This is a genomic window from Aestuariicoccus sp. MJ-SS9 (assembly GCF_032586235.1).
Classification (GTDB): Bacteria; Pseudomonadota; Alphaproteobacteria; order Rhodobacterales; family Rhodobacteraceae; genus Aestuariicoccus.
In genome coordinates this window covers 141,430-160,306 of the sequence record NZ_JAWHTD010000007.1, presented here as the reverse complement: position 1 = coordinate 160,306, position 18,877 = coordinate 141,430, and the positions used below count along the sequence as shown (strand labels likewise).

Annotated in this window: 17 protein-coding genes; 10 read left to right on the top strand and 7 right to left on the bottom strand. The window is 68.1% G+C overall.

The window, feature by feature from the left end:
- The first annotated feature begins 65 nt into the window (after positions 1-65).
- Genes RXV88_RS07760 through ftsA form a run of 3 tightly spaced genes read left to right on the top strand, consistent with a single transcriptional unit; the run spans position 66 to position 3,207 of the window.
- Positions 66-980 carry a D-alanine--D-alanine ligase gene (locus RXV88_RS07760; RefSeq protein WP_316291719.1) on the top strand — a complete coding sequence of 305 codons (915 nt, stop codon included), beginning with the start codon at positions 66-68 and terminating at the stop codon, positions 978-980.
- A complete protein-coding gene (locus RXV88_RS07755) occupies positions 968-1,876 on the top strand; it encodes a cell division protein FtsQ/DivIB (RefSeq protein WP_316291717.1) in 909 nt (302 codons plus the stop codon). Before RXV88_RS07760 ends, RXV88_RS07755 begins: the two co-directional genes overlap by 13 nt.
- Positions 1,876-3,207: a cell division protein FtsA gene (ftsA, locus tag RXV88_RS07750; protein WP_316291715.1), complete on the top strand. Its 1,332-nt coding sequence runs from the start codon at positions 1,876-1,878 to the stop codon at positions 3,205-3,207. The genes RXV88_RS07755 and ftsA overlap by 1 nt, the downstream gene beginning before the upstream one ends.
- A 3-nt stretch (positions 3,208-3,210) precedes the next feature.
- Here ftsA and RXV88_RS07745 read toward each other — a convergent pair whose 3' ends face one another.
- Positions 3,211-4,089 carry a LysR family transcriptional regulator gene (locus RXV88_RS07745; protein ID WP_316291714.1) on the bottom strand — a complete coding sequence of 293 codons (879 nt, stop codon included), beginning with the start codon at positions 4,087-4,089 and terminating at the stop codon, positions 3,211-3,213.
- A gap of 156 nt (positions 4,090-4,245) precedes the next feature.
- Between RXV88_RS07745 and RXV88_RS07740 the strand changes: the two genes are divergently transcribed.
- From RXV88_RS07740 to RXV88_RS07715, 6 genes are all read left to right on the top strand, one after another.
- Complete coding sequence (locus RXV88_RS07740; RefSeq protein WP_316291713.1) at positions 4,246-4,509, top strand: DUF4242 domain-containing protein; 264 nt, start codon at positions 4,246-4,248, stop codon at positions 4,507-4,509.
- A gap of 372 nt (positions 4,510-4,881) precedes the next feature.
- Positions 4,882-6,504: a cell division protein FtsZ gene (ftsZ, locus tag RXV88_RS07735; protein WP_316291712.1), complete on the top strand. Its 1,623-nt coding sequence runs from the start codon at positions 4,882-4,884 to the stop codon at positions 6,502-6,504.
- Between the two features lie 223 nt (positions 6,505-6,727).
- Positions 6,728-7,657, top strand: a complete 930-nt coding sequence (gene lpxC / locus RXV88_RS07730; protein ID WP_316291711.1) for a UDP-3-O-acyl-N-acetylglucosamine deacetylase — start codon at positions 6,728-6,730, stop codon at positions 7,655-7,657.
- A gap of 131 nt (positions 7,658-7,788) precedes the next feature.
- The gene (locus RXV88_RS07725; protein WP_316291709.1) at positions 7,789-8,649 is read left to right on the top strand and encodes an outer membrane protein assembly factor BamD; all 861 of its coding nucleotides are present in this window, start codon (positions 7,789-7,791) and stop codon (positions 8,647-8,649) included.
- 42 nt (positions 8,650-8,691) lie between these two features.
- On the top strand, positions 8,692-10,344 hold the full coding sequence (gene recN, locus RXV88_RS07720) for a DNA repair protein RecN (protein WP_316291708.1): 1,653 nt from the start codon (positions 8,692-8,694) through the stop codon (positions 10,342-10,344).
- A 131-nt stretch (positions 10,345-10,475) separates the two neighbouring features.
- Entirely contained in the window at positions 10,476-12,149 is a 1,674-nt protein-coding gene (locus RXV88_RS07715; protein WP_316291705.1) for a chloride channel protein, read from the top strand.
- Between the two features lie 52 nt (positions 12,150-12,201).
- Here the strand turns inward: RXV88_RS07715 and RXV88_RS07710 are convergent, their stop codons facing one another.
- The 5 genes from RXV88_RS07710 to RXV88_RS07690 form a co-directional block, all read right to left on the bottom strand.
- Positions 12,202-12,366, bottom strand: a complete 165-nt coding sequence (locus RXV88_RS07710; RefSeq protein WP_316291704.1) for a hypothetical protein — start codon at positions 12,364-12,366, stop codon at positions 12,202-12,204.
- Positions 12,367-12,535: 169 nt separating this feature from the next.
- Positions 12,536-13,222: a hypothetical protein gene (locus RXV88_RS07705; RefSeq protein ID WP_316291702.1), complete on the bottom strand. Its 687-nt coding sequence runs from the start codon at positions 13,220-13,222 to the stop codon at positions 12,536-12,538.
- Between the two features lie 18 nt (positions 13,223-13,240).
- Positions 13,241-13,585 carry a DUF427 domain-containing protein gene (locus RXV88_RS07700; protein ID WP_316291700.1) on the bottom strand — a complete coding sequence of 115 codons (345 nt, stop codon included), beginning with the start codon at positions 13,583-13,585 and terminating at the stop codon, positions 13,241-13,243.
- 61 nt (positions 13,586-13,646) lie between these two features.
- Positions 13,647-15,422 carry an aminopeptidase P family protein gene (locus tag RXV88_RS07695; protein WP_316291698.1) on the bottom strand — a complete coding sequence of 592 codons (1,776 nt, stop codon included), beginning with the start codon at positions 15,420-15,422 and terminating at the stop codon, positions 13,647-13,649.
- A gap of 78 nt (positions 15,423-15,500) precedes the next feature.
- Positions 15,501-16,697, bottom strand: coding sequence for an alpha/beta fold hydrolase (locus tag RXV88_RS07690; protein ID WP_316291695.1), 1,197 nt, complete (start codon positions 16,695-16,697; stop codon positions 15,501-15,503).
- Positions 16,698-16,838: 141 nt separating this feature from the next.
- Between RXV88_RS07690 and RXV88_RS07685 the strand changes: the two genes are divergently transcribed.
- Positions 16,839-17,015 carry a hypothetical protein gene (locus RXV88_RS07685; RefSeq protein WP_316291693.1) on the top strand — a complete coding sequence of 59 codons (177 nt, stop codon included), beginning with the start codon at positions 16,839-16,841 and terminating at the stop codon, positions 17,013-17,015.
- Here the strand turns inward: RXV88_RS07685 and cobT are convergent.
- Entirely contained in the window at positions 16,999-18,876 is a 1,878-nt protein-coding gene (gene cobT / locus RXV88_RS07680; RefSeq protein ID WP_316291691.1) for a cobaltochelatase subunit CobT, read from the bottom strand. The genes RXV88_RS07685 and cobT overlap by 17 nt on opposite strands.
- Position 18,877 lies beyond the last annotated feature (1 nt).

The following is an 18,877-nucleotide window of genomic DNA, read 5'->3' as shown; positions in this document are numbered from 1 at the left end:
GCCACAGGCAGGCCGCATCCAATAACAAGGGGCCTCAGCCCCGGCACATGATAGGCGGTTTTGGGATGTCGAGCAGGGCAGCCCAAAAAGTGGCGGTTTTGATGGGCGGCGCCTCGGCCGAGCGAGAGGTGTCGCTGAGCTCTGGGCGTGAATGCGCCGCTGCTTTGAGGGATCAGGGATTTGACGTGACCGAGGTCGATGCCGGCCCGGATCTGGCGCAGGTGCTGACCGCGCTGGCGCCCGATGTGGTGTTCAACGCGCTGCATGGCCGCTGGGGCGAGGATGGCTGCGTGCAGGGGCTGCTGGAATGGCTGCGCCTGCCGTACACGCATTCGGGGGTTCTGGCCTCGGCGCTGGCGATGGACAAGGAACGCTCTAAACAGGTGTACCGCGCGGCGGGGCTGCCGGTGGTCGAAAGCGTGCTGGCCCCGCGTGATCATGTGCGCGCGCGGCATGTGATGCCGCCGCCCTATGTGGTCAAACCCAACAACGAAGGATCGAGCGTCGGGGTCTACCTGGTGCAGGAGGCCGCGAACGGGCCGCCGCAGCTGTCGGACGACATGCCCGAGATCGTGATGGTCGAGACCTACGCGCCGGGGCGCGAGCTGACCACGACCGTCATGGGCGACCGGGCGCTGGGAGTGACGGATATCCTGACCACGGGCTGGTACGATTACGACGCGAAATACAAGCCCGGCGGGTCGCGCCACGTGATCCCGGCCGAACTGCCCGAAGAGATCACCGCCGCCTGTCTGGATTACGCGCTGCGCGCGCATCACGCGCTGGGCTGCCGGGGCGTGTCGCGCACCGATTTCCGCTGGGACGAGGCGCGCGGGCTGGACGGGCTGATCCTGCTCGAGACCAACACCCAGCCGGGCATGACGCCCACGTCGCTGTCGCCCGAGCAGGGCGAACACGCCGGCATTCCCTTCGGCGAGATGTGCGCCTGGATGGTGGAGGACGCCTCATGCGACCGCTGACGCGCGCGGGCCGGACCCCGGACGAGACTGTCGCGACGATGCGGGCCGATCCCGCGCCCTCGAGGCTGAAATACCGGCTGGAGCGGCTGATGCTGACGCCGCTTTTCCGGCTGGCGCTGCGGGTGGGTCTGCCCTGCGCGCTGGGTTTCGGGGCGGTGACCTGGTGGGCCTCGGTGCCCGAGAACCGAGAAGCCTTTAACCTGATGCTGTCGGACATGCGCGCGCAGATCGAGCAGCGCCCGGAATTCATGGTCAACATGATGGCGATCGAGGGTGCGGGCGTCGGCGTGTCCGAGGACATCCGCGAGATCCTGTCGGTGGATTTCCCGATCAGCTCGTTCGATCTGGATCTCGACGCCATGCGCGAGACGGTGGTGGGGCTCGACGCGGTGCGGACCGCGTCGCTCAAGATCCGGCAGGGCGGGGTTTTGCAGGTCGATGTGGCCGAGCGGGTGCCGGTGCTGCTCTGGCGGCACGAGGCGGGTCTGGAACTGCTGGACCGCGAGGGCGTGCGGGTGGGCCCGGCCGCGCGCCGGACGGATCATCCCAAGCTGCCGGTGGTGGCCGGGGACGGCGCCGACCTTGCGGTGCCCGAGGCGCTGGCGCTCTTGCGGGCGGTGCGGCCCTTGCAGCCGCGGCTGCGCGGGCTGGTGCGGATGGGCGAGCGGCGCTGGGACGTGGTGCTGGACCGAGGTCAGCGCATTCTGCTGCCCACCGACGGCGCGGTGCAGGCGCTGGAGCGCGCCATCGCCATGGATCAGGCGGTGGACATGCTGGCGCGCGATCTGGTGAGGGTCGATCTGCGTCTGCCGCAGCGGCCGACCATTCGGCTGACGGATCACGCGGTGCAGGAATTGTGGCGTATCAAGGCGATAGAGGTTGGAGAAGAAGAATAATGATCGAGCTCTACGAATCCCAGCGCGCGATGCGCAACATGCGCCGCGCGGCGATGCAACGGGGGGTCATCGCGATCCTGGATGTGGGCAGTTCCAAGATCGCCTGCCTGGTGCTGCGCTTCGACGGCACCGACGGCGGCTTTGACGACGGCGTCGGGTCGCTGGCCGGGCAATCGGGCTTTCGGGTGATCGGGGCCGCGACCACGCGGTCGCGCGGCGTGCGCTTTGGCGAGATCGAGGCCATGGGCGAGACCGAGCGCGCGATCCGCACCGCGGTGCAGGCGGCCCAGAAGATGGCCGGCATCCGGGTCGACCACGTGATCGCCTGTTTCTCGGGCGCCGGCCCGCGCAGTTACGGTCTGGCGGGGCAGGTGGATATCGCGGGCGTCACGGTCGACGAACAGGACGTGGCACGGGTGCTGTCGGCCTGCGACGTGCCGGATTTCGGCGAGGGGCGCGAGGTGCTGCACGCGCAGCCGGTGAACTTCGCGCTGGATCACCGGTCGGGGCTGAGCGATCCGCGCGGGCAGATCGGCCAGACGCTGGCGACCGACATGCACATGCTGACGGTCGACCACATGGCGATCCAGAATCTGGCGCATTGCGTGAAGCGCTGCGATCTTGAACTCGCGGGGATCGCCAGCAGCGCCTATGTCAGCGGCATCTCGGCGCTGGTCGAGGACGAGCAGGAACTGGGCGCGGCCTGCATCGACATGGGCGGCGGCGCGACCGGCGTGTCGATCTTCATGAAAAAGCACATGATCTATGCCGATGCGGTGCGCCTGGGCGGCGATCACGTGACCGGCGACATCTCGATGGGCCTGCAGGTGCCCATGGCGATGGCCGAACGGATCAAGACATTCTATGGCGGCGTCGTTGCCACCGGCATGGACGACCGCGAAATGATCGAGATCGGCGGCGACACCGGCGATTGGCACCACGACCGCCGCACCGTCAGCCGGGCCGAGCTGATCGGCATCATGCGCCCCCGGGTCGAGGAGATCCTCGAAGACGTGCGCGCGCGGCTCGACGCGGCGGGGTTCGAACATCTGCCGAGCCAGCAGATCGTGCTGACGGGCGGGGGCTCGCAAATTCCCGGGCTGGACGGGCTGGCGTCGAAGATCCTGGGCCAGCAGGTGCGGCTGGGGCGGCCCTTGCGGGTGCACGGCCTGCCGCAGGCGGCCACCGGGCCGGGCTTTGCCAGCGCCGTTGGGCTTTGCCTTTTCGCCGCGCATCCGCAGGACGAATGGTGGGATTTCGAGATCCCGGTCGACCGCTATCCGGCGCGGTCCTTGCGCCGCGCGGTCAAGTGGTTCCGCGACAACTGGTAAGCCTCAGCCCGGCCAGGCGAAGCTGCGCGTGGCGCGCATCATCGCGTCGACCGCCGGGGGAAACTTGCGCCCCGGCATGGTCACTGCGGCGACCTGGCGGGTGACCTCTGGCTCGATCAGCGGGCGCTGGATCAGGCCGGGCAGGGTGACGGAATATTCGGGCATGAAGGCGCAGCCGATCCCGGCCAGCACCATGGCCTGCACCCAATCCTCGCGTTCCGACCGGAAGCGGGCGTAAAGTTCGACGTTCCGCGCCTCGCAGACCGCCATCACCGTATCGCGCATCTCGCAGGCCAGCCGGTCGACGTAAGGTTCACCCGAGAGGTCCGCCAGCGGCACCGCGTTGGTGGCCCCCAGCCGGTGATCGGGCGGAAAGACGACCACGTAACGTTCCGAATAGAGCGGATGGACGCGGAACCGCTCGGCGGTGTCGTCGTCCACCGTCATCACCACCACGTCCAGCGCATCGTCCTCAAGCAGGCGCTTGAGCTCGGCCGCCGGGGCTTCGCGCACGGCCAGTTCCATCCCCTTGTGCGCGCGCTCGAACGCAGCCAGGAACCGCGCCAGCCGCAGGTGGCCGATGGTCGACAGCACCCCCAGCCGGATCGGCACCTTTTCCAGCAGGCGAAAGTTCTGCGCCAGCGCGCGGGTCGCAGCGGCCTCGTCGAGGATATGTTCCAGATGCGGCAGCATCGACCGGCCGAATTCGCTGAGCAGGATGCGCCGGCCTTCGCGGTGAAAGACCTCTGCGCCCAGCTCTTTTTCCAGCGCCTTGATGCCCTTGGTCAGGGCGGGCTGCGAGACGTCGCATTCCTGCGCGGCCTTGGTGAAATTGAGGTGCTGCGCGGTGGCCAGCACATAGCGAATCTGGGACATTTCCATCTGAAAACCCCGCTTATCAATGCGGCCAGTATAGCAAGACCGAGCCAAACCGTGGGTTATGAATCGATAACGCCGCCCGGCTTTTCCGGGGCGGGCGGGACGTGCTTCAATCGAGACTGTTGGAGGGACCAACGCATACAACCAGGAGGATGAACGATGCCGGTCTACATGGTCGAACGGGAACTGAAGGGAATCAGCATGGAGGATCTGGCGGGCGCGCAGCAGGCCGCCATCGCCACGGCCGCGGACATGCGCGGCAAGGGCGAGGACGTGCGCTATATCCGATCGACCTTTGCACCCGAGGACGGGCGCTGCATGTGCCTCTTCGAGGGCACCTCGGCGGCGCAGGTGCAGGGGCTGAACGACACCGCCGGGCTGCCCTATACCCGCGTGGTCGAGGCGCTGGATCTGACGCCCTGAGCGGCCGCGGCGAAGGGCGGCAGGCCTGCCGCCTTTCGCGAATTCTGGCGGTGACAGGCCTGATTTCCTTTGATATTGTCTTGGCATCGCCCCGCAAGAGGGCGCGCAAACCGAGGGTCGAGCAGGGACCCCGACATCAAAAGCCCCCAACGCAGCCGCCCGCGCGGTCTGCGCTTTTGCCGTTTGTGTGCGCTTTGGCCCATTTCCGCTATATCTGGAGAGCTCGGCGAAATCCCGCGTGCCAAGCCCGCGAATTTGCCATATTTGGTGGTTTTTTGCGTGACGCCGGGGTGGGGATTCGGTAATACTCCGGTAATCAGGCGCAAAAAACGGCCCCAAATCGGGCGGCATAAAAGACAGGCGGACAGATCCATGACATTGAACCTTTCGGTGCCCGGACAGGAAGAGCTGAAACCCCGTATCACGGTGTTCGGCGTGGGCGGTGCAGGCGGCAACGCGGTCAACAACATGATCGAGAAAGAGTTGGAGGGCGTTGACTTTGTCACCGCCAACACCGACGCGCAGGCGCTGCAGCAAAGCCTGGCCAACAACAAGGTGCAGCTGGGCGTGAAGGTGACCGAGGGTCTGGGCGCGGGCGCGCGGGCCACGGTTGGCGCCGCCGCCGCCGAGGAAAGCATCGAACAGATCGTCGATCATCTGGCAGGGGCGCATATGTGCTTCATCACCGCCGGGATGGGTGGCGGCACCGGCACCGGCGCGGCCCCGATCATCGCGCAGGCCGCGCGCGAGCTGGGCGTGCTGACCGTGGGCGTCGTGACCAAACCGTTCCAGTTCGAGGGCGCCAAGCGGATGCGCCAGGCCGAGGACGGCGTGGATGCGCTGCAAAAGGTCGTCGACACGCTGATCATCATTCCGAACCAGAACCTCTTCCGTCTGGCCAACGAAAAGACCACCTTTACCGAGGCGTTCAGCCTTGCGGACGACGTGCTTTACCAGGGGGTCAAGGGCGTGACCGACCTGATGGTGCGCCCGGGTCTGATCAACCTCGACTTCGCCGACGTGCGCGCGGTGATGGACGAGATGGGCAAGGCCATGATGGGCACCGGCGAGGCAGAGGGCGAGGATCGCGCCATCCAGGCCGCCGAAAAGGCCATCGCCAACCCGCTGCTGGACGAAATCAGCCTGCGCGGCGCCAAGGGCGTGCTGATCAACATCACCGGCGGGCACGACCTGACGCTGTTCGAGCTGGACGAGGCCGCCAACCGCATCCGCGAAGAGGTGGACGCCGACGCCAACATCATCGTGGGCAGCACGCTGGACGACGGCATGGCGGGCGTCATGCGCGTGTCGGTCGTGGCCACCGGCATCGACGCCTCGGATGTGCACAGCGACATCCCGGTTCCGCGCCGGTCGCTGGCTCAACCGCTGAGCCAGTACGTTTCGGCCGAAGAGCACGCGCCGGAGCCGGCCCCCGCGCCCGTGGCCGCCCGCGCGGCCGAGCCGGAATACGAAGACCAGGAGCCGTCGCTCTTTGAAAGCATGGAAGCCGAGCGCGCCGCCGCCGAGGACCAGATGGAAACCATCTTCGAGGACGAGGCCGCCGAGGCCCAGAGCGACGACGGTCTGCCGCCCCCGGCCTATCAGCCGCAGGTGGCGCAGTTCCAGCCGCGCCCCGATGCGATCGAGGCCGATGCGGAAAGCTTTGTCGCCCCGCGCGCGCCTGCGCCCGGCACCCCATCGCCCGAGGCGATGGAACGTCTTCGCAACGCGGCCAGCCAGGCCCGTGGCGAACAGCCCGCCCAGCGTGCGCCCGCCCCCGCGCCCCGCGCGGCAGAGGGCGACCGCCCGCGGTTCGGCATCAACTCGCTGATCAACCGCATGACCGGCCATTCCGGCGAAGCGCAGCCGCAACAGCAGCGCCGCCAGCAGCCGCCCGTGCAGGCGCATCGCCCGGCGCCGGTGGATGAGCCCGAGGCGGATCCGGACCAGGAACGCATCGAGATTCCGGCCTTCCTGCGGCGCCAGGCCAACTGAATCGGTGACATATCCCAAAAAGCGCCCCCGGTTTCCGGGGGCGTTTTTCGTTTTGGATCAGCGTGTTATGGTCGGTTCTTCGGGTCTGGGCGAAAGCCCGCGCAAGCGGTGCCGGGCATGTTTCATAAAGTTGCAATGTTTGATTTGAGGCATATGCCGTGCAGGTTTATGTCGATGCCCAGCGGTGCAGACGGGTGAACTGTGCGCCGAGAATGGGGCCAATGTGCAAACGACCATACGATCCGCGATCACGTTCCAGGGTATCGGCATCCATTCGGGCAAGCCTGCCCGGATGACGATTCGCCCTGCCGGGGCCGAGCATGGCGTCTGGTTCAAGCGCACCGATATCCTTTTTGGCGACACGCTGGTGCCCGCCCGTTGGGACGCTGTCGAGGCCTCGGCGCTGTGTACGCATATCGTCAACGGCGCGGGCGTGTCGGTGTCGACGGTCGAACATGTGATGGCGGCGCTGGCGGGCTGCGGCGTGCACAACGCCCTGGTCGAGATCGACGGCCCCGAAGTGCCGATCCTCGACGGATCCTCGGCGCCTTTCGTGCGCGGCATTCTGGCGCGGGGCCTGCGGGTTCTGAACGCGCCGGTGCGCGCCATCGAGGTTCTGACGCCGGTGTCGGTGCACACCGCCAACGGCTGGGCGCGCCTGTCGCCGGGCCGGGGGGCGGGGCTGACGATGGCCTTCCACATCAGCTTTCCCGACGCGGCCATCGGCACGCAGGACCGCGCGATGGATCTGGCCAACGGGGCCTTCGTGCGCGAGCTTTGCGACAGCCGCACCTTCTGCCGCCAGGCGGATATCGAGGCGATGCAGGCGGCCGGAAAGGCGTTGGGCGGCAATCCCGGCGAGAACGGCGTGGTCTTCGACGGTGACCGGGTGGTCAGCCCGGGCGGTCTGCGCCATGCGGACGAGCCGGTGCGCCACAAGATGCTGGATGCGCTGGGCGACCTGGCACTGGCGGGTGCGCCGATCCTGGGCCACTACGACGGCCACAAGGCCGGCCACGCCATGACCAACGCGCTGCTGCGCGAGCTTTTCGCCAATCCCGACGCGTTCCGCATGGTCGAATGCGATGCGCGCATGGCCGCGGGCCTGCCCGGGGCGGGTGTCGACGCGGATGAAATCCCAGCCGTGGCGTGACCATTGGGCGACCGCCGCCGCGTGACCTTTCCAAAACGCGGTTAAGACATTTTGCCCCGGAATTTTCTGTGCTAGGACAGGCGCAATGCCGCGGCGCGGGCGCTGCGGACGGGCAACGAGGAACGGCGAGCATGGCAGTCGGCAAGTCGCGGTATGCAGGCATCGGGGCGGTTTTTGTGGTCCTGGCGCTGTCCGGCTGCGGTGAGGGTTTCGGGGAGCGGCCCGGATTCGGCCCGAGCGGCGTGCCGATCGAGAACTTCACCGCGGAACAGATATTCGAGCGTGGCGAATACGAGCTGTCGCGCAGCTCGCCCGATGACGCGGCCTTTTACTTTGCCGAGATCGAGCGGCTTTATCCTTATTCCGAGCTGGCCAAGCGCGCGCTGATCATGCAGGCCTATGCCTACCATCAGGACCGCGATTACGAGAACAGCCGGGGTGCGGCGCAGCGCTATATCGACTTCTACCCGCTCGACGACGACGCGGCCTATGCGCAATACCTGCTGGCGCTCAGCTATTACGACCAGATCGAGGAGGTGGGCCGCGACCAGGGGCTGACCTTCCAGGCGCTGCAGAGCCTGCGCACGGTGATCGAGCGCTATCCCGACAGCGAATACGCCCGCTCGGCGATCCTGAAGTTCGATCTGGCCTTCGACCATCTGGCCGGCAAGGAGATGGAGATCGGGCGCTATTACCTGCGCCGGGATCATTACACGGCGGCGATCAACCGGTTCCGCGTGGTGGTCGAGGATTTCCAGACCACGACCCAAACGCCCGAGGCGCTGCACCGTCTGGTGGAGGCCTATCTGTCGCTAGGCCTGACCGAAGAGGCGCAGACGGCGGGCGCGATCCTGGGCTACAACTACCAATCCACGGATTGGTACGAGGACAGCTACAAGCTTTTGACCGGGCGCGGGCTGGAGCTCGAGGCGGCGGGCGACAACTGGCTGGCGCAGATCTATCGTCAGATGGTCAAGGGGCAGTGGTTGTAAGGAAACGGTGCGCCGTGAAGGCGCACCCTACGGGCACGGGCCATGCTGCGGGCGCTTGAAATACGGGACATGCTGATCATCGACCGGCTGGAACTGGCGTTCCAGCCCGGTCTGAACGTGCTGACCGGGGAAACCGGGGCGGGCAAGTCGATCCTGCTCGATTCGCTGGGTTTCGTGCTGGGCTGGCGCGGGCGCGCCGAGCTGGTGCGCAGCGGCGCCGCGCAGGGCGAGGTGACGGCGGTGTTCGATCTGCCCGAGGGTCACGCGGCCTTTGGTGTGCTGGAAGAGGCGGGGCTGCCCGCCGACGACGGGCTGATCCTGCGCCGGGTGAACACCGCCGACGGGCGCAAGAGCGGCTGGGTCAACGACCGGCGCGCCAGCGGCGAGGTGCTGCGGGCGCTCTCTGCCACGTTGGTCGAGCTGCATGGCCAGCACGACGACCGGGGGCTATTGAACCCGCGCGGGCACCGGGCGATCCTTGATGCCTATGCGGGGAACGCGGGCCTCTTGGACGAGGCGCGGGCGGCGTGGTCGGCGCTTGGCCAGGCGCGCAAGGCGCTGGTGGCCGAAGAGGCGGCGCTGGCCAGGATCCGCGAAGAGGAGGATTTTCTGCGGCACGCCGTGGCCGAGCTGGAAAAGCTCGACCCGCAGCCCGGAGAGGACGCCGAGCTGGACACCCGTCGGCGGCTGATGCAATCGGCCGAGCGCATAAGGGACGACATCGCGCATGCCTCGGCGGCGTTGGGCTATGACGGCGCCGAGGGCGCGATGGCCAATGCGCTGCGCTGGCTGGAGGGCGCGGCGGAGCGCGCTGACGGGCGGCTCGATGCGCCGATGGCCGCGCTGACGCGCGCCATGGCCGAGCTGGACGAGGCCGCGCGCGGGGTGGCTGATTGCCTGGATGCGCTGGAGTTCGACCCGCTGGAGCTGGAAGAGACCGAAGAGCGGCTCTTTGCCCTGCGCGGCCTGGCGCGCAAGCATCAGGTCGGCCCCGAAGAGCTGCCCGAACTGGCGCAGGGCCTGTCGGCGCGGCTGGCGGAGCTGGATGCGGGCGAGGAGCAGATCGCCGATCTGCGCCGCAGGGTCGCGGAGGCCGAGGCGCGCCATGACACCGCCGCCCATGCGCTGGCCGAGGCGCGCCGCGCCGCGGCGGCGCGGCTGGATGCGGCGGTGATGGCCGAGCTGGCCCCGCTGAAGATGGAGCGTGCAGTCTTTGCCACCGAGATCGCCCCCGCCGATCCCGGCCCCGAGGGCCGTGACGCGGTGGCCTTTACCGTGGCCACCAACCCCGGCGCGCCGGCGGGGGCGCTTAACAAGATCGCCTCGGGCGGCGAGCTGAGCCGCTTTCTGCTGGCGCTGAAGGTCTGCCTGGCCGAAGAGCAGAACCGGGGCGTCACCATGATCTTCGACGAGATTGACCGCGGCGTCGGCGGCGCCACCGCCGATGCGGTGGGCCGCAGGCTGGCGGAGCTGGCGACGGGCGGGCAGGTGCTGGTGGTGACGCATTCGCCGCAGGTGGCGGCATTGGGCGCGCATCACTGGCGGGTGGAAAAGCGGGTGGATGCGGGGCTGACCACTTCGACCGTGACACCGCTGGCCGCGCCCGACCGCGAGGCCGAGATCGCCCGGATGCTGGCGGGCGATACGGTGACCGAAGAGGCGCGGGCCGCGGCGCGCGCTCTGCTGGCGGGCTGAGCGCCGCTGACGGTTTCGCAGGCACGGGGCCGGGCGGCACGGGTAAGCCCGCGCTTTCGGGGTTCAAGCCCGGCGCGGCTTGACCTAGGAAGGGACCAGGCAACAACGCGACATCGGGGACCGATCGGCACATGCCAGCCCTGCTGCTGAAGCAATGGCAGAAGACAAGCACCGCCTTCGCGCGCGGCTGGGATCTCTTGCGCCACGAGGGGCCGGGACAGATCCAGTTCTGGTTCATCGCGCTGATGGTGGGTGCGGCGGCAGGTTTCGCCGCTATCGGTTTTCGCGCCGCCATCGACCTGCTGCAATCCACGGTCTACGGGATCGACGACCCGAACCTGCTGCACAGCTTTGCGCTGACGCTGCCGTGGTATCTGCTGATGAGCATTCCGATGCTGGGCGGGATCGCGGTGGGCGTCATCCTCTATTTCTTCACGCCGGACGGGCGGGTGCGGTCTGTGGCCGACGTGATCGAGGGCGCGGCGCTGAACGACGGGCGGGTCGAGAAGAAGGCCGGCATAGCCTCGGCGGTCTGTTCGTGGATCACGCTCTCGACCGGCGGGTCGACCGGGCGGGAGGGGCCGGTGGTGCATATCGCCGCCATGCTGTCGAGCTGGGTCAGCAACTTCTTGCGGGTGGACGGTGTCACCGGTCGCGACCTTTTGGGCTGCGCGGTGGCGGCGGCGGTTTCGGCCAGCTTCAACGCGCCCATCGCCGGGGCGCTGTTCGCGATGGAGGTGATCCTGCGCCATTTCGCGCTGCACGCCTTTGCGCCCATCGTGGTGGCCAGCGCCGCCGGAACGGTGATCAACCGGCTGACATTCGGCGATGTGACCGAGTTCACGCTGCCCGGCACCACCACGGTGGAGTTCTACCTCGAGCTTCCGGCGTTCTTTCTGCTGGGGCTGGTCTGCGGGCTGGTGGCGGTGCTGACGATGCGCGCGATCTTCTGGTCGGACGACCTGGGGACGGCGCTGCAAAAGCGGCTGGGCCTGCCGTCCTGGTTGCGCCCGGCGGTGGCGGGGGCGCTGCTGGGCGGGCTGGCGATCTTCTTTCCGCATATCATCGGGGTCGGCTACGAGACGACGTCGCTGGCGCTGACCGGCGGGCTGATGCTGCACGAGGCGATCGTCTTTGCGGCGCTCAAGGTGGTCGCGGTGGCGATCACCATGGCGGGGCGCATGGGGGGCGGTGTCTTTTCGCCGTCGCTGATGGTGGGGGCGCTGACCGGGCTGGCCTTCGGGCTGATCGCGACGGGGCTCTTTCCGGACCAGTCGGGGACCTTCACGCTTTATGCGCTGGCGGGCATGGGCGCGGTGTCGGCGGCGGTGCTGGGCGCGCCCATTTCGACCACGCTGATCGTGTTCGAGCTGACGGGCGACTGGCAGACCGGGCTGGCGGTGATGGTGTCGGTGTCGATGTCCACCGCGCTGGCGTCGCGGCTGGTGGACCGGTCGTTCTTTCTGACCCAGCTCGAGCGGCGCAACGTGCATCTGGCCGCCGGTCCGCAGGCCTATCTGCTGGCAATGTTCCGGGTGCAGGGGGTGATGCGCAAGCCGGGCGATCCAGGCTTCGCGGACGAGGAGGCCTGCGCGCGGATGATCGAGCAGGGGCTTTTCGTCAAGGCGGGCGCCACGCTGGAGACCGCGCTGCCGCTTTTCGACAAGTCCGGCGTGGCCTTCCTGCCGGTCGTGCAGGGCGGCGAGGACGGTGCCCCGGTGCTGCAGGGGGCGCTGTTTCACGTCGATGCGCTGAAGGCCTACAACCGCGCGCTGGCGGCGACGGTGGAGGAAGAGCACAGCTAGGGCGGAACGGTGACGTTAGCCGCGACCGGCGCCTGCCCGTGGGGTGGCGCTGCTACAAAGCTTCTGCGCGCTTTATCCCCGCCAGATCATCGCACCGAATGAACGGCGCGCCGTCCTCGCCAAAGCGCCAGCCCGCCGGGACGGGCAGGCGCTGGTCGCGGCGGCCTTCGGCCTTGATTCCGCGACTCTGGCGCTTGAAAGACATCAGCAGCGCCATCCCACGGGCGGGCGCGGGTCGCGGCCATGGACGCTGGCCGAGCGTCGCTGTCGCCCCAACCCGTGGAACATCCTGCGGCGCTCTCCGGTTTGGCAGCGCCACCCCACGGGCAGGCGCTGGTCGTGGCCATGGACGCTGGTCGAGCGTCGTAGTTGCCCCATCCCACGGGTCAGCCCGCCGCCTGACCCCGCCGGTCGCCCGTATCGGCCGCCGAATAGCCGTTCTGTTCCAGCTCGGCCTTGATCCGGTGCAGGTTGCCCTTGAGCGCCAGAAGCTCGGTCAGGTCATTCAGAAACCGCCCCGGGTTGGCCTTGGCGGCGTCCATGTTGATCAGCACCACCGGCAGATCGGCCTGGCGCAAAAGCCAGCTCAGCGCGCGTTGATAGGCGGTGGCGTGGCGGTACATCCGGTCAAAGCTCATGGCCTTCTTCGCCTCGCGCCGGCTGATCGAGGACACGGTGCCCAGCGGGTTGCGCACGCAGACCACGAAAACCGGATTGCGCAGGCGCCGGCGCAGCACGGGTGCGTAGAAGATCGCATGGGGCAGTTTGAAACCCCAGCGCGGATACGCGGCGTTGCGGGCCCGAACCAGCCGCCGCAGCCCGCGCAGGGGCCGCCAGCGCGACTGCAGGCGCAGGGTTTCCGGCAGGCAATCCAGAAATTCCCGATCCTCGTAATTCAGTGGCCCCAGCCGCTCGCCCAGAGGATAGTTCAGCGCGTGCAGCGCATAGCTGACCATCGAAGTCATGCCGCGCGCAGCACCGCAGATCACGAGCGTCTCGGCCCCGCGGACCTCGGCAAAGCGGTCCGGGTTGAGCACAAAAAGCGTGCGGTGGGCGTCATAGGCCGCTGTCATGGAGCGCAGCCTGCGGGGTCAGACCTGTTCGACGGTCACGCCGTCCTGCTCTTGGAATGCCAGATAGCCCTTGATCCGCTCGACCTCGGGCTTGGGGTCCTCATAGGACCAGACAGCGTTTTCATAGGTCCGCGATTTCGACATGATCGAGAAATACGACGCATCGCCCTTATGCGGGCAATGGGTGCTGTGGTCGGAGCGGTCCAGAAAGGCCATGGCGATGTCGCCGCGCGGGAAATAGATCACCGGGGGCAGATCGCCTTCGGTCAGCTCCAGCGCCGCGTCGGATTCGCCAAGCACGGCGCCGCCGGCGCGCACGGTCCAGGTGCCCTCGGCGGGGCGGATGGAAATGGTCTTTTGCATCTGTCTCTTCCCTCGTTGGTTCGGCGGCATATCATGCGCGCCGAACTGTAACGTTCCCGAGTCAAATAACGCGACAGGCCTGCAATAGCCAGTCCCGGGCCGGTCCCTCGACCAGCGGCGCGATCTTTGCCACGACCTCGGTGTGATAGGCGTTGAGCCAGTCGCGCTCGGCCCCCGTCAGCAGTTCGGCCACGATCAGGCGGCGGTCGATGGGCACGAAGGTCAGCGTTTCGAACCGCAGCATCCGCGCCACGGTCTGGCCGGGCAGGGCGGGGGCCTCTTCCACGGCGATCAGATTCTCGATGCGGATGCCGTATGCGCCTTCGCGGTAGAAGCCGGGCTCGTTCGACAGGATCATCCCCGGTTCCAGCGGCACGAGGCCCGTGCGCGCGATCCGCTGCGGGCCTTCGTGCACCGACAGATACGCGCCGACCCCGTGGCCGGTGCCGTGGCCATAGTCGAGCCCCGCCTCCCAAAGCGCCACGCGCGCCAGCGGGTCGATGTCGCGCCCCGCTAGACCCGGCGGAAAGCGCAGCCTGGAAAGCGCGATCATGCCCTTGAGAACGCGGGTGAAATTGGCGCGCTCTTCGTCACCGGGCGCGCCGATGGCGACGGTGCGGGTGATGTCGGTCGTGCCGTCGACATATTGCCCGCCGGAATCCACCAGCAGCAGCTCGCCGTCCTTGACGGGGCGGTTGGTGGCCTCGGTCACGCGGTAATGCACGATGGCGCCGTTCGGCCCCGCCCCGCTGATCGTGTCAAAGCTGATGTCGCGCAGGGCGTTCGACTTGCGCCGCTCGGCCTCAAGCCGCTTGACCACGTCGATCTCGGTCAGGGTGTCCGCGGGCTGCGCGTCGAGCCAGGCCAGGAAGCGCACCATCGCCGCCGCGTCGCGCAGATGCGCGGCGCGGGTGCCGCCCAGCTCGGCGGCGTTCTTGCGCGCCTTGGGCAAAAGGCAGGGGTCGGGGGCCTCGACCACCTCGGCCTGCGTCAGCGCATCGGCCACCGCCGCGGGGCAGGTGGCGGGATCGATCTGCACCGTGCCGCTCAGCGCGGCCAGCGCCCCGGCGAATTCGCCGGGCGCGGCCAGCGTGACGTTCGGGCCCAGGTGATCGCCGATCTCGCGCAGCTTTTCGGCCGCCATGAAGAGCGTGACCGTGCCGCCCCCGTGCAGCAGCGCAAAGCCCTGCGGCACCGGGTTGCGCGGGATGTCCGAGCCGCGGATGTTCAGCAGCCAGGCGATGGAATCGGGTAGGGTGATCACCGCCGCATCGGCCTGCAGCGCGGCTGCCAGCCGCGCGATCTTGTCGCCATGCGGCTCGCCTGCCAGCTCCAGCGGATGCACCGCCACGGGGCCCAGCGGCGGCGGCGGGCGGTCCTCCCATATCCGGTCGACGAGGTTGGCAACCGGGACAAGCTCGACTCCTTTCAGTGCGCCGCGCAGGCTGCGGAGCTGTTCGACCGGGTGCAGCCAGGGGTCGAAGCCGACGCGCCCGCCGTCCGGCAGGGCATCGTTGATCCACTCGGCCAGCCCGACCTCGGGCCAGTCCACCGGCGTGAAGACATCGGCCAACTGCGCGCGCACCTGCACCCGGTAGCGCCCGTCGACGAAGACGCCCGCCCGGTCGCGCAAAGCCACGCAATAGCCCGCCGATCCGGTGAAGCCGGTCAGCCAGGCCAGCCGGTCGTCGCAGGGGGCGACGTATTCGCCCTGATGCGCATCGGCACGCGGCACGACGAAGCCGTCCAGCCCCTCGGCCACAAGCGCGCCGCGCAGTGCGGCCAGCCGCGGCGGTCCCTGTTCGGGCCGCGCCGTTTCCTCGAATGTCTGGAACATGCTTGCCTCCTTTTCGGCGGAGAGTAGCGATCCTGTCGGCGGGCGCCAGAGGCTTCAGCCCCCGAGCCTCGGGTTCCGTCAATCCGGGTCGCGCCCATGTTCGGCCAGGAAACCCTTGGTGGTGTCCAGATAAGGCGCCAGCAGCCCCGATCCCTCAAGCGGCAGATGGTTCGCGGAATCCAGAACGTGCAGCTCGGCCCTGGGAATGCCGCTGGCGAGCCGCTGTGCGCCAGAGAGCGGATGCACGCTGTCGCGGCGGCCATGGATCAGCAGGACGGGGCATTGTACCGACCCAAGGTAGTCGACCACCGAGGCGTTGTTCTGCAGGTCGCGCTGGTGCAGCATGTTGTCCCGCTTGGCCGCGGCGCGCATCATCTCGGCCACCTCGTTGGCGGCCTCATACGGGCCGTCGGGGCAATAGGCGGTCAGGTAGGTGCGGGTGAAGGGGCTGCCGGGCCGGTCCCAGCCGGCAGAGATCAGGGCGCGGATATAATCGGTGTCGCTGTCGTCGCCGCGCCGGGCGTGGCCTTCGGCATAGCCGCCCGAGATCACTATGCAGCGCACCCGGTCGGGATGGGTGGCGGCCAGAATGATCGCCGGCAGGGCGCCGCCGGATTCCGCGAAGATCGAGAAACTGCCGAAGCCCGCCGCATCGGCGGCGGCCAGCGCGTCCTCGGCCTTGCCGGGATAGGTGACCCCGGTCATGTCCGGGTCCGACAGGCCGGATCCGATCTCGTCGTAACAGGCTACCTCGTGATCCTGCGCCAGGCTTTCGAGTATCGTGCGGCGCGTGCCGACGTGCCATTCGCGTTCGATGGAGCGGGCGAAGAACGACACGTTGAGCACCGGCGGGCCGGTCCCGAAGAGGGTATAGGCCAGCATCTGACCGCGCGGATTGCTCGTATAGCGCACCCGGGGCGGGGTGACGGGCTTGGGCTGGCTTGTCCCGTTTGGCGCCGCGTCGGTGGGATAGGCGATCTCGGCCACCATCTGCAACCCGCGCCGGGCCACGGTGCGGATCACTTTTTGCGCCTTGCCGTCATCCCCCACGGCCTTGCGGGCGGCGGCGATGCGGGCCGAGATGGCCGACTCGCTGACGATGCGCCCGCCCCAGACGGCGGCGACGATCTCGTCGCGGGTCACCACGCGGCCCGGGTTCTCGACCAGCAGGCGGATCAGGTCGAAGACCTGAGGCTCGACCGCCACCGGCTGGCCTGACCGGGTGAGGGTCAGAGCGTCAATGTCCAGCAGGCAATCGGTAAAGCGGTAATGCATGGCATGAGTTAAGCCGCGTCCACGCGTTTCCGCAAGCTTCGGGTCGTTTCACAGGGGTTTCCAAGGATAATCACAGGGAAAGCCTCAAGCGGCGATATCCGCGGTCCGGCAGGATGAGGTCACCAGCTTAGGAGAGAGCCCATGATCAGCCCCATCGACACCCGCATCCTGACCGCCCGTCCAGATCACCTGCAACCCTGCGGCACCCATGAGCGCAATGCCGACAAGGCGCTGGTCACCCGTCGCCGCACCTGGATCGCCCGGCGCATTGACGCGGTCCTGCGGCTTTTCGCCCGACAGGTCAGCTCGCGCGTTTGAGGCCCATGAACCGCGCCCGCGCCCGCGGGTCGCTGTCGAAGAGCGCAGCCAGCTGTTCGGTCATCGCGCCCGCCAGCTGCTCGACATCGGTGATCGTCACCGCGCGCTCGTAATAGCGCGTCACGTCGTGGCCGATGCCGATCGCCAAAAGCTCGACCTGCTTGCGCCGCTCGACCATGGCGATGACGTCGCGCAGGTGCTTTTCCAGGTAGTTGGCCGAGTTCACCGACAGAGTGCTGTCGTCCACTGGCGCGCCGTCGGAAATCACCATCAGGATCTTGCGCGCCTCGGCGCGGTGAACCATCCGGCGATGCGCCCATTCCAGCGCCTCGCCATCGATGTTTTCCTTGAGCAGCCCCTCTTTCATCATCAGACCGAGGTTGTCGCGGGTGCGCCGCCAGGGCGCATCGGCCCCTTTGTAGATGATGTGGCGCAGGTCGTTGAGCCGCCCGGGCTGCTGTTCGCGCCCCTCGTTCAGCCACTTTTCGCGCGCCATGCCGCCTTTCCACGCCTTGGTGGTAAAGCCGAGGATCTCGACCTTGACGCTGCAGCGTTCCAGCGTGCGCGCCAGCACGTCGGCGCAGATCGCGGCGATGCTGATCGGCCGCCCGCGCATCGAGCCGGAATTGTCCAGCAAGAGCGTCACCACCGTGTCGCGGAACTCGGTGTCCTTCTCGACCTTGAACGACAGCGGCGTCGTCGGGTTCGCCACCACCCGCGCCAGACGGCCGGCATCTAGGATGCCTTCCTCGCGGTCGAACTCCCACGACCGGTTCTGCTGCGCCTGCAGGCGGCGCTGCAGCTTGTTGGCCAGCCGGCTGACAGCCCCCTTCAAGGGCTCCAGCTGCTGGTCGAGATAGGCGCGCAGGCGTTCCAGCTCGACCGGTTCGGCCAGCTCTTCGGCGGCGATTTCCTCGTCGTTCGTGGAATCGTAGACCGTGTAATTGGGGTCGGCGTCGGATACCGGCTGCGGGGCAGGGGGTTCGAGCGGGGCCTCGCCCTCGGGCATCTCGGCCTCTTCGCCCAGCTCCTGATCGGCCATCTCGTCCATCGAGACCTGGGCCTGCGACGGATCCATCGTCTCTTCCTGGCTCGATTCAGCGCTGGCCTCGCTCTGGTCTTCGTCCTGATCGTCCTGGCCGGTGCTGTCGGGCTCTTCCTGATCCTCGGCGCCGTCCTCGGCCTGGTCCTCGGAATCCTCGTCGATCTCGTCCGGGTCGTCGCCCAGCTGGTCGCCGTACCCCAGATCGGTGATCATCTTGCGCGCGAATTTGGCAAAGGCCGCCTGGTCGCGCAGCGTGTCCTCAAGCCCCGCCAGAGTGCCGCCGGCCTGTTCCTCGATGAAGCCGCGCCAGAGCTCCATCACGTTGGCCGCGCCGTCCGGCAGGTCGCGCCCGGTGGCCAGATGCCGGATCAGATAGCCCGCCGCATTGGCCAGCGGCGCCTCCGAGGCGTCCTTGATCTGGTCAAAGCCGCGGCGCTGCGCCTCGTGCCCGATCTTGGCGTCGATATTGCCGGCGGTGCCGGGCATGTCGCGCGCGCCCATCGCCTCGCAGCGGGCAGTCTCCATCGCCTCGTAAAGCTCGCGCGCCATGTCGCCCGGCGGGGCATAGCGGGCATGGGTGTTCGCATCGTGATAGCGCCGGTAAAGCGCCAGCGCATCCGCCGTGCCGCGCGCCAGCATCACCTCGTCGCGGGTCATCCGGCGACTGATCTGCGGCAGACGCATCGCGTCGCCCGACACGCCCGACGGGTCGACGGTATAGCTGACCGTCAGCTCGGGATCGTCGGCCATGACCTTGGTGGCCTCGGCGAGGGCTTTCTTGAACGGATCGGCGGGGTTGTCGGCAGGCTTGGACATG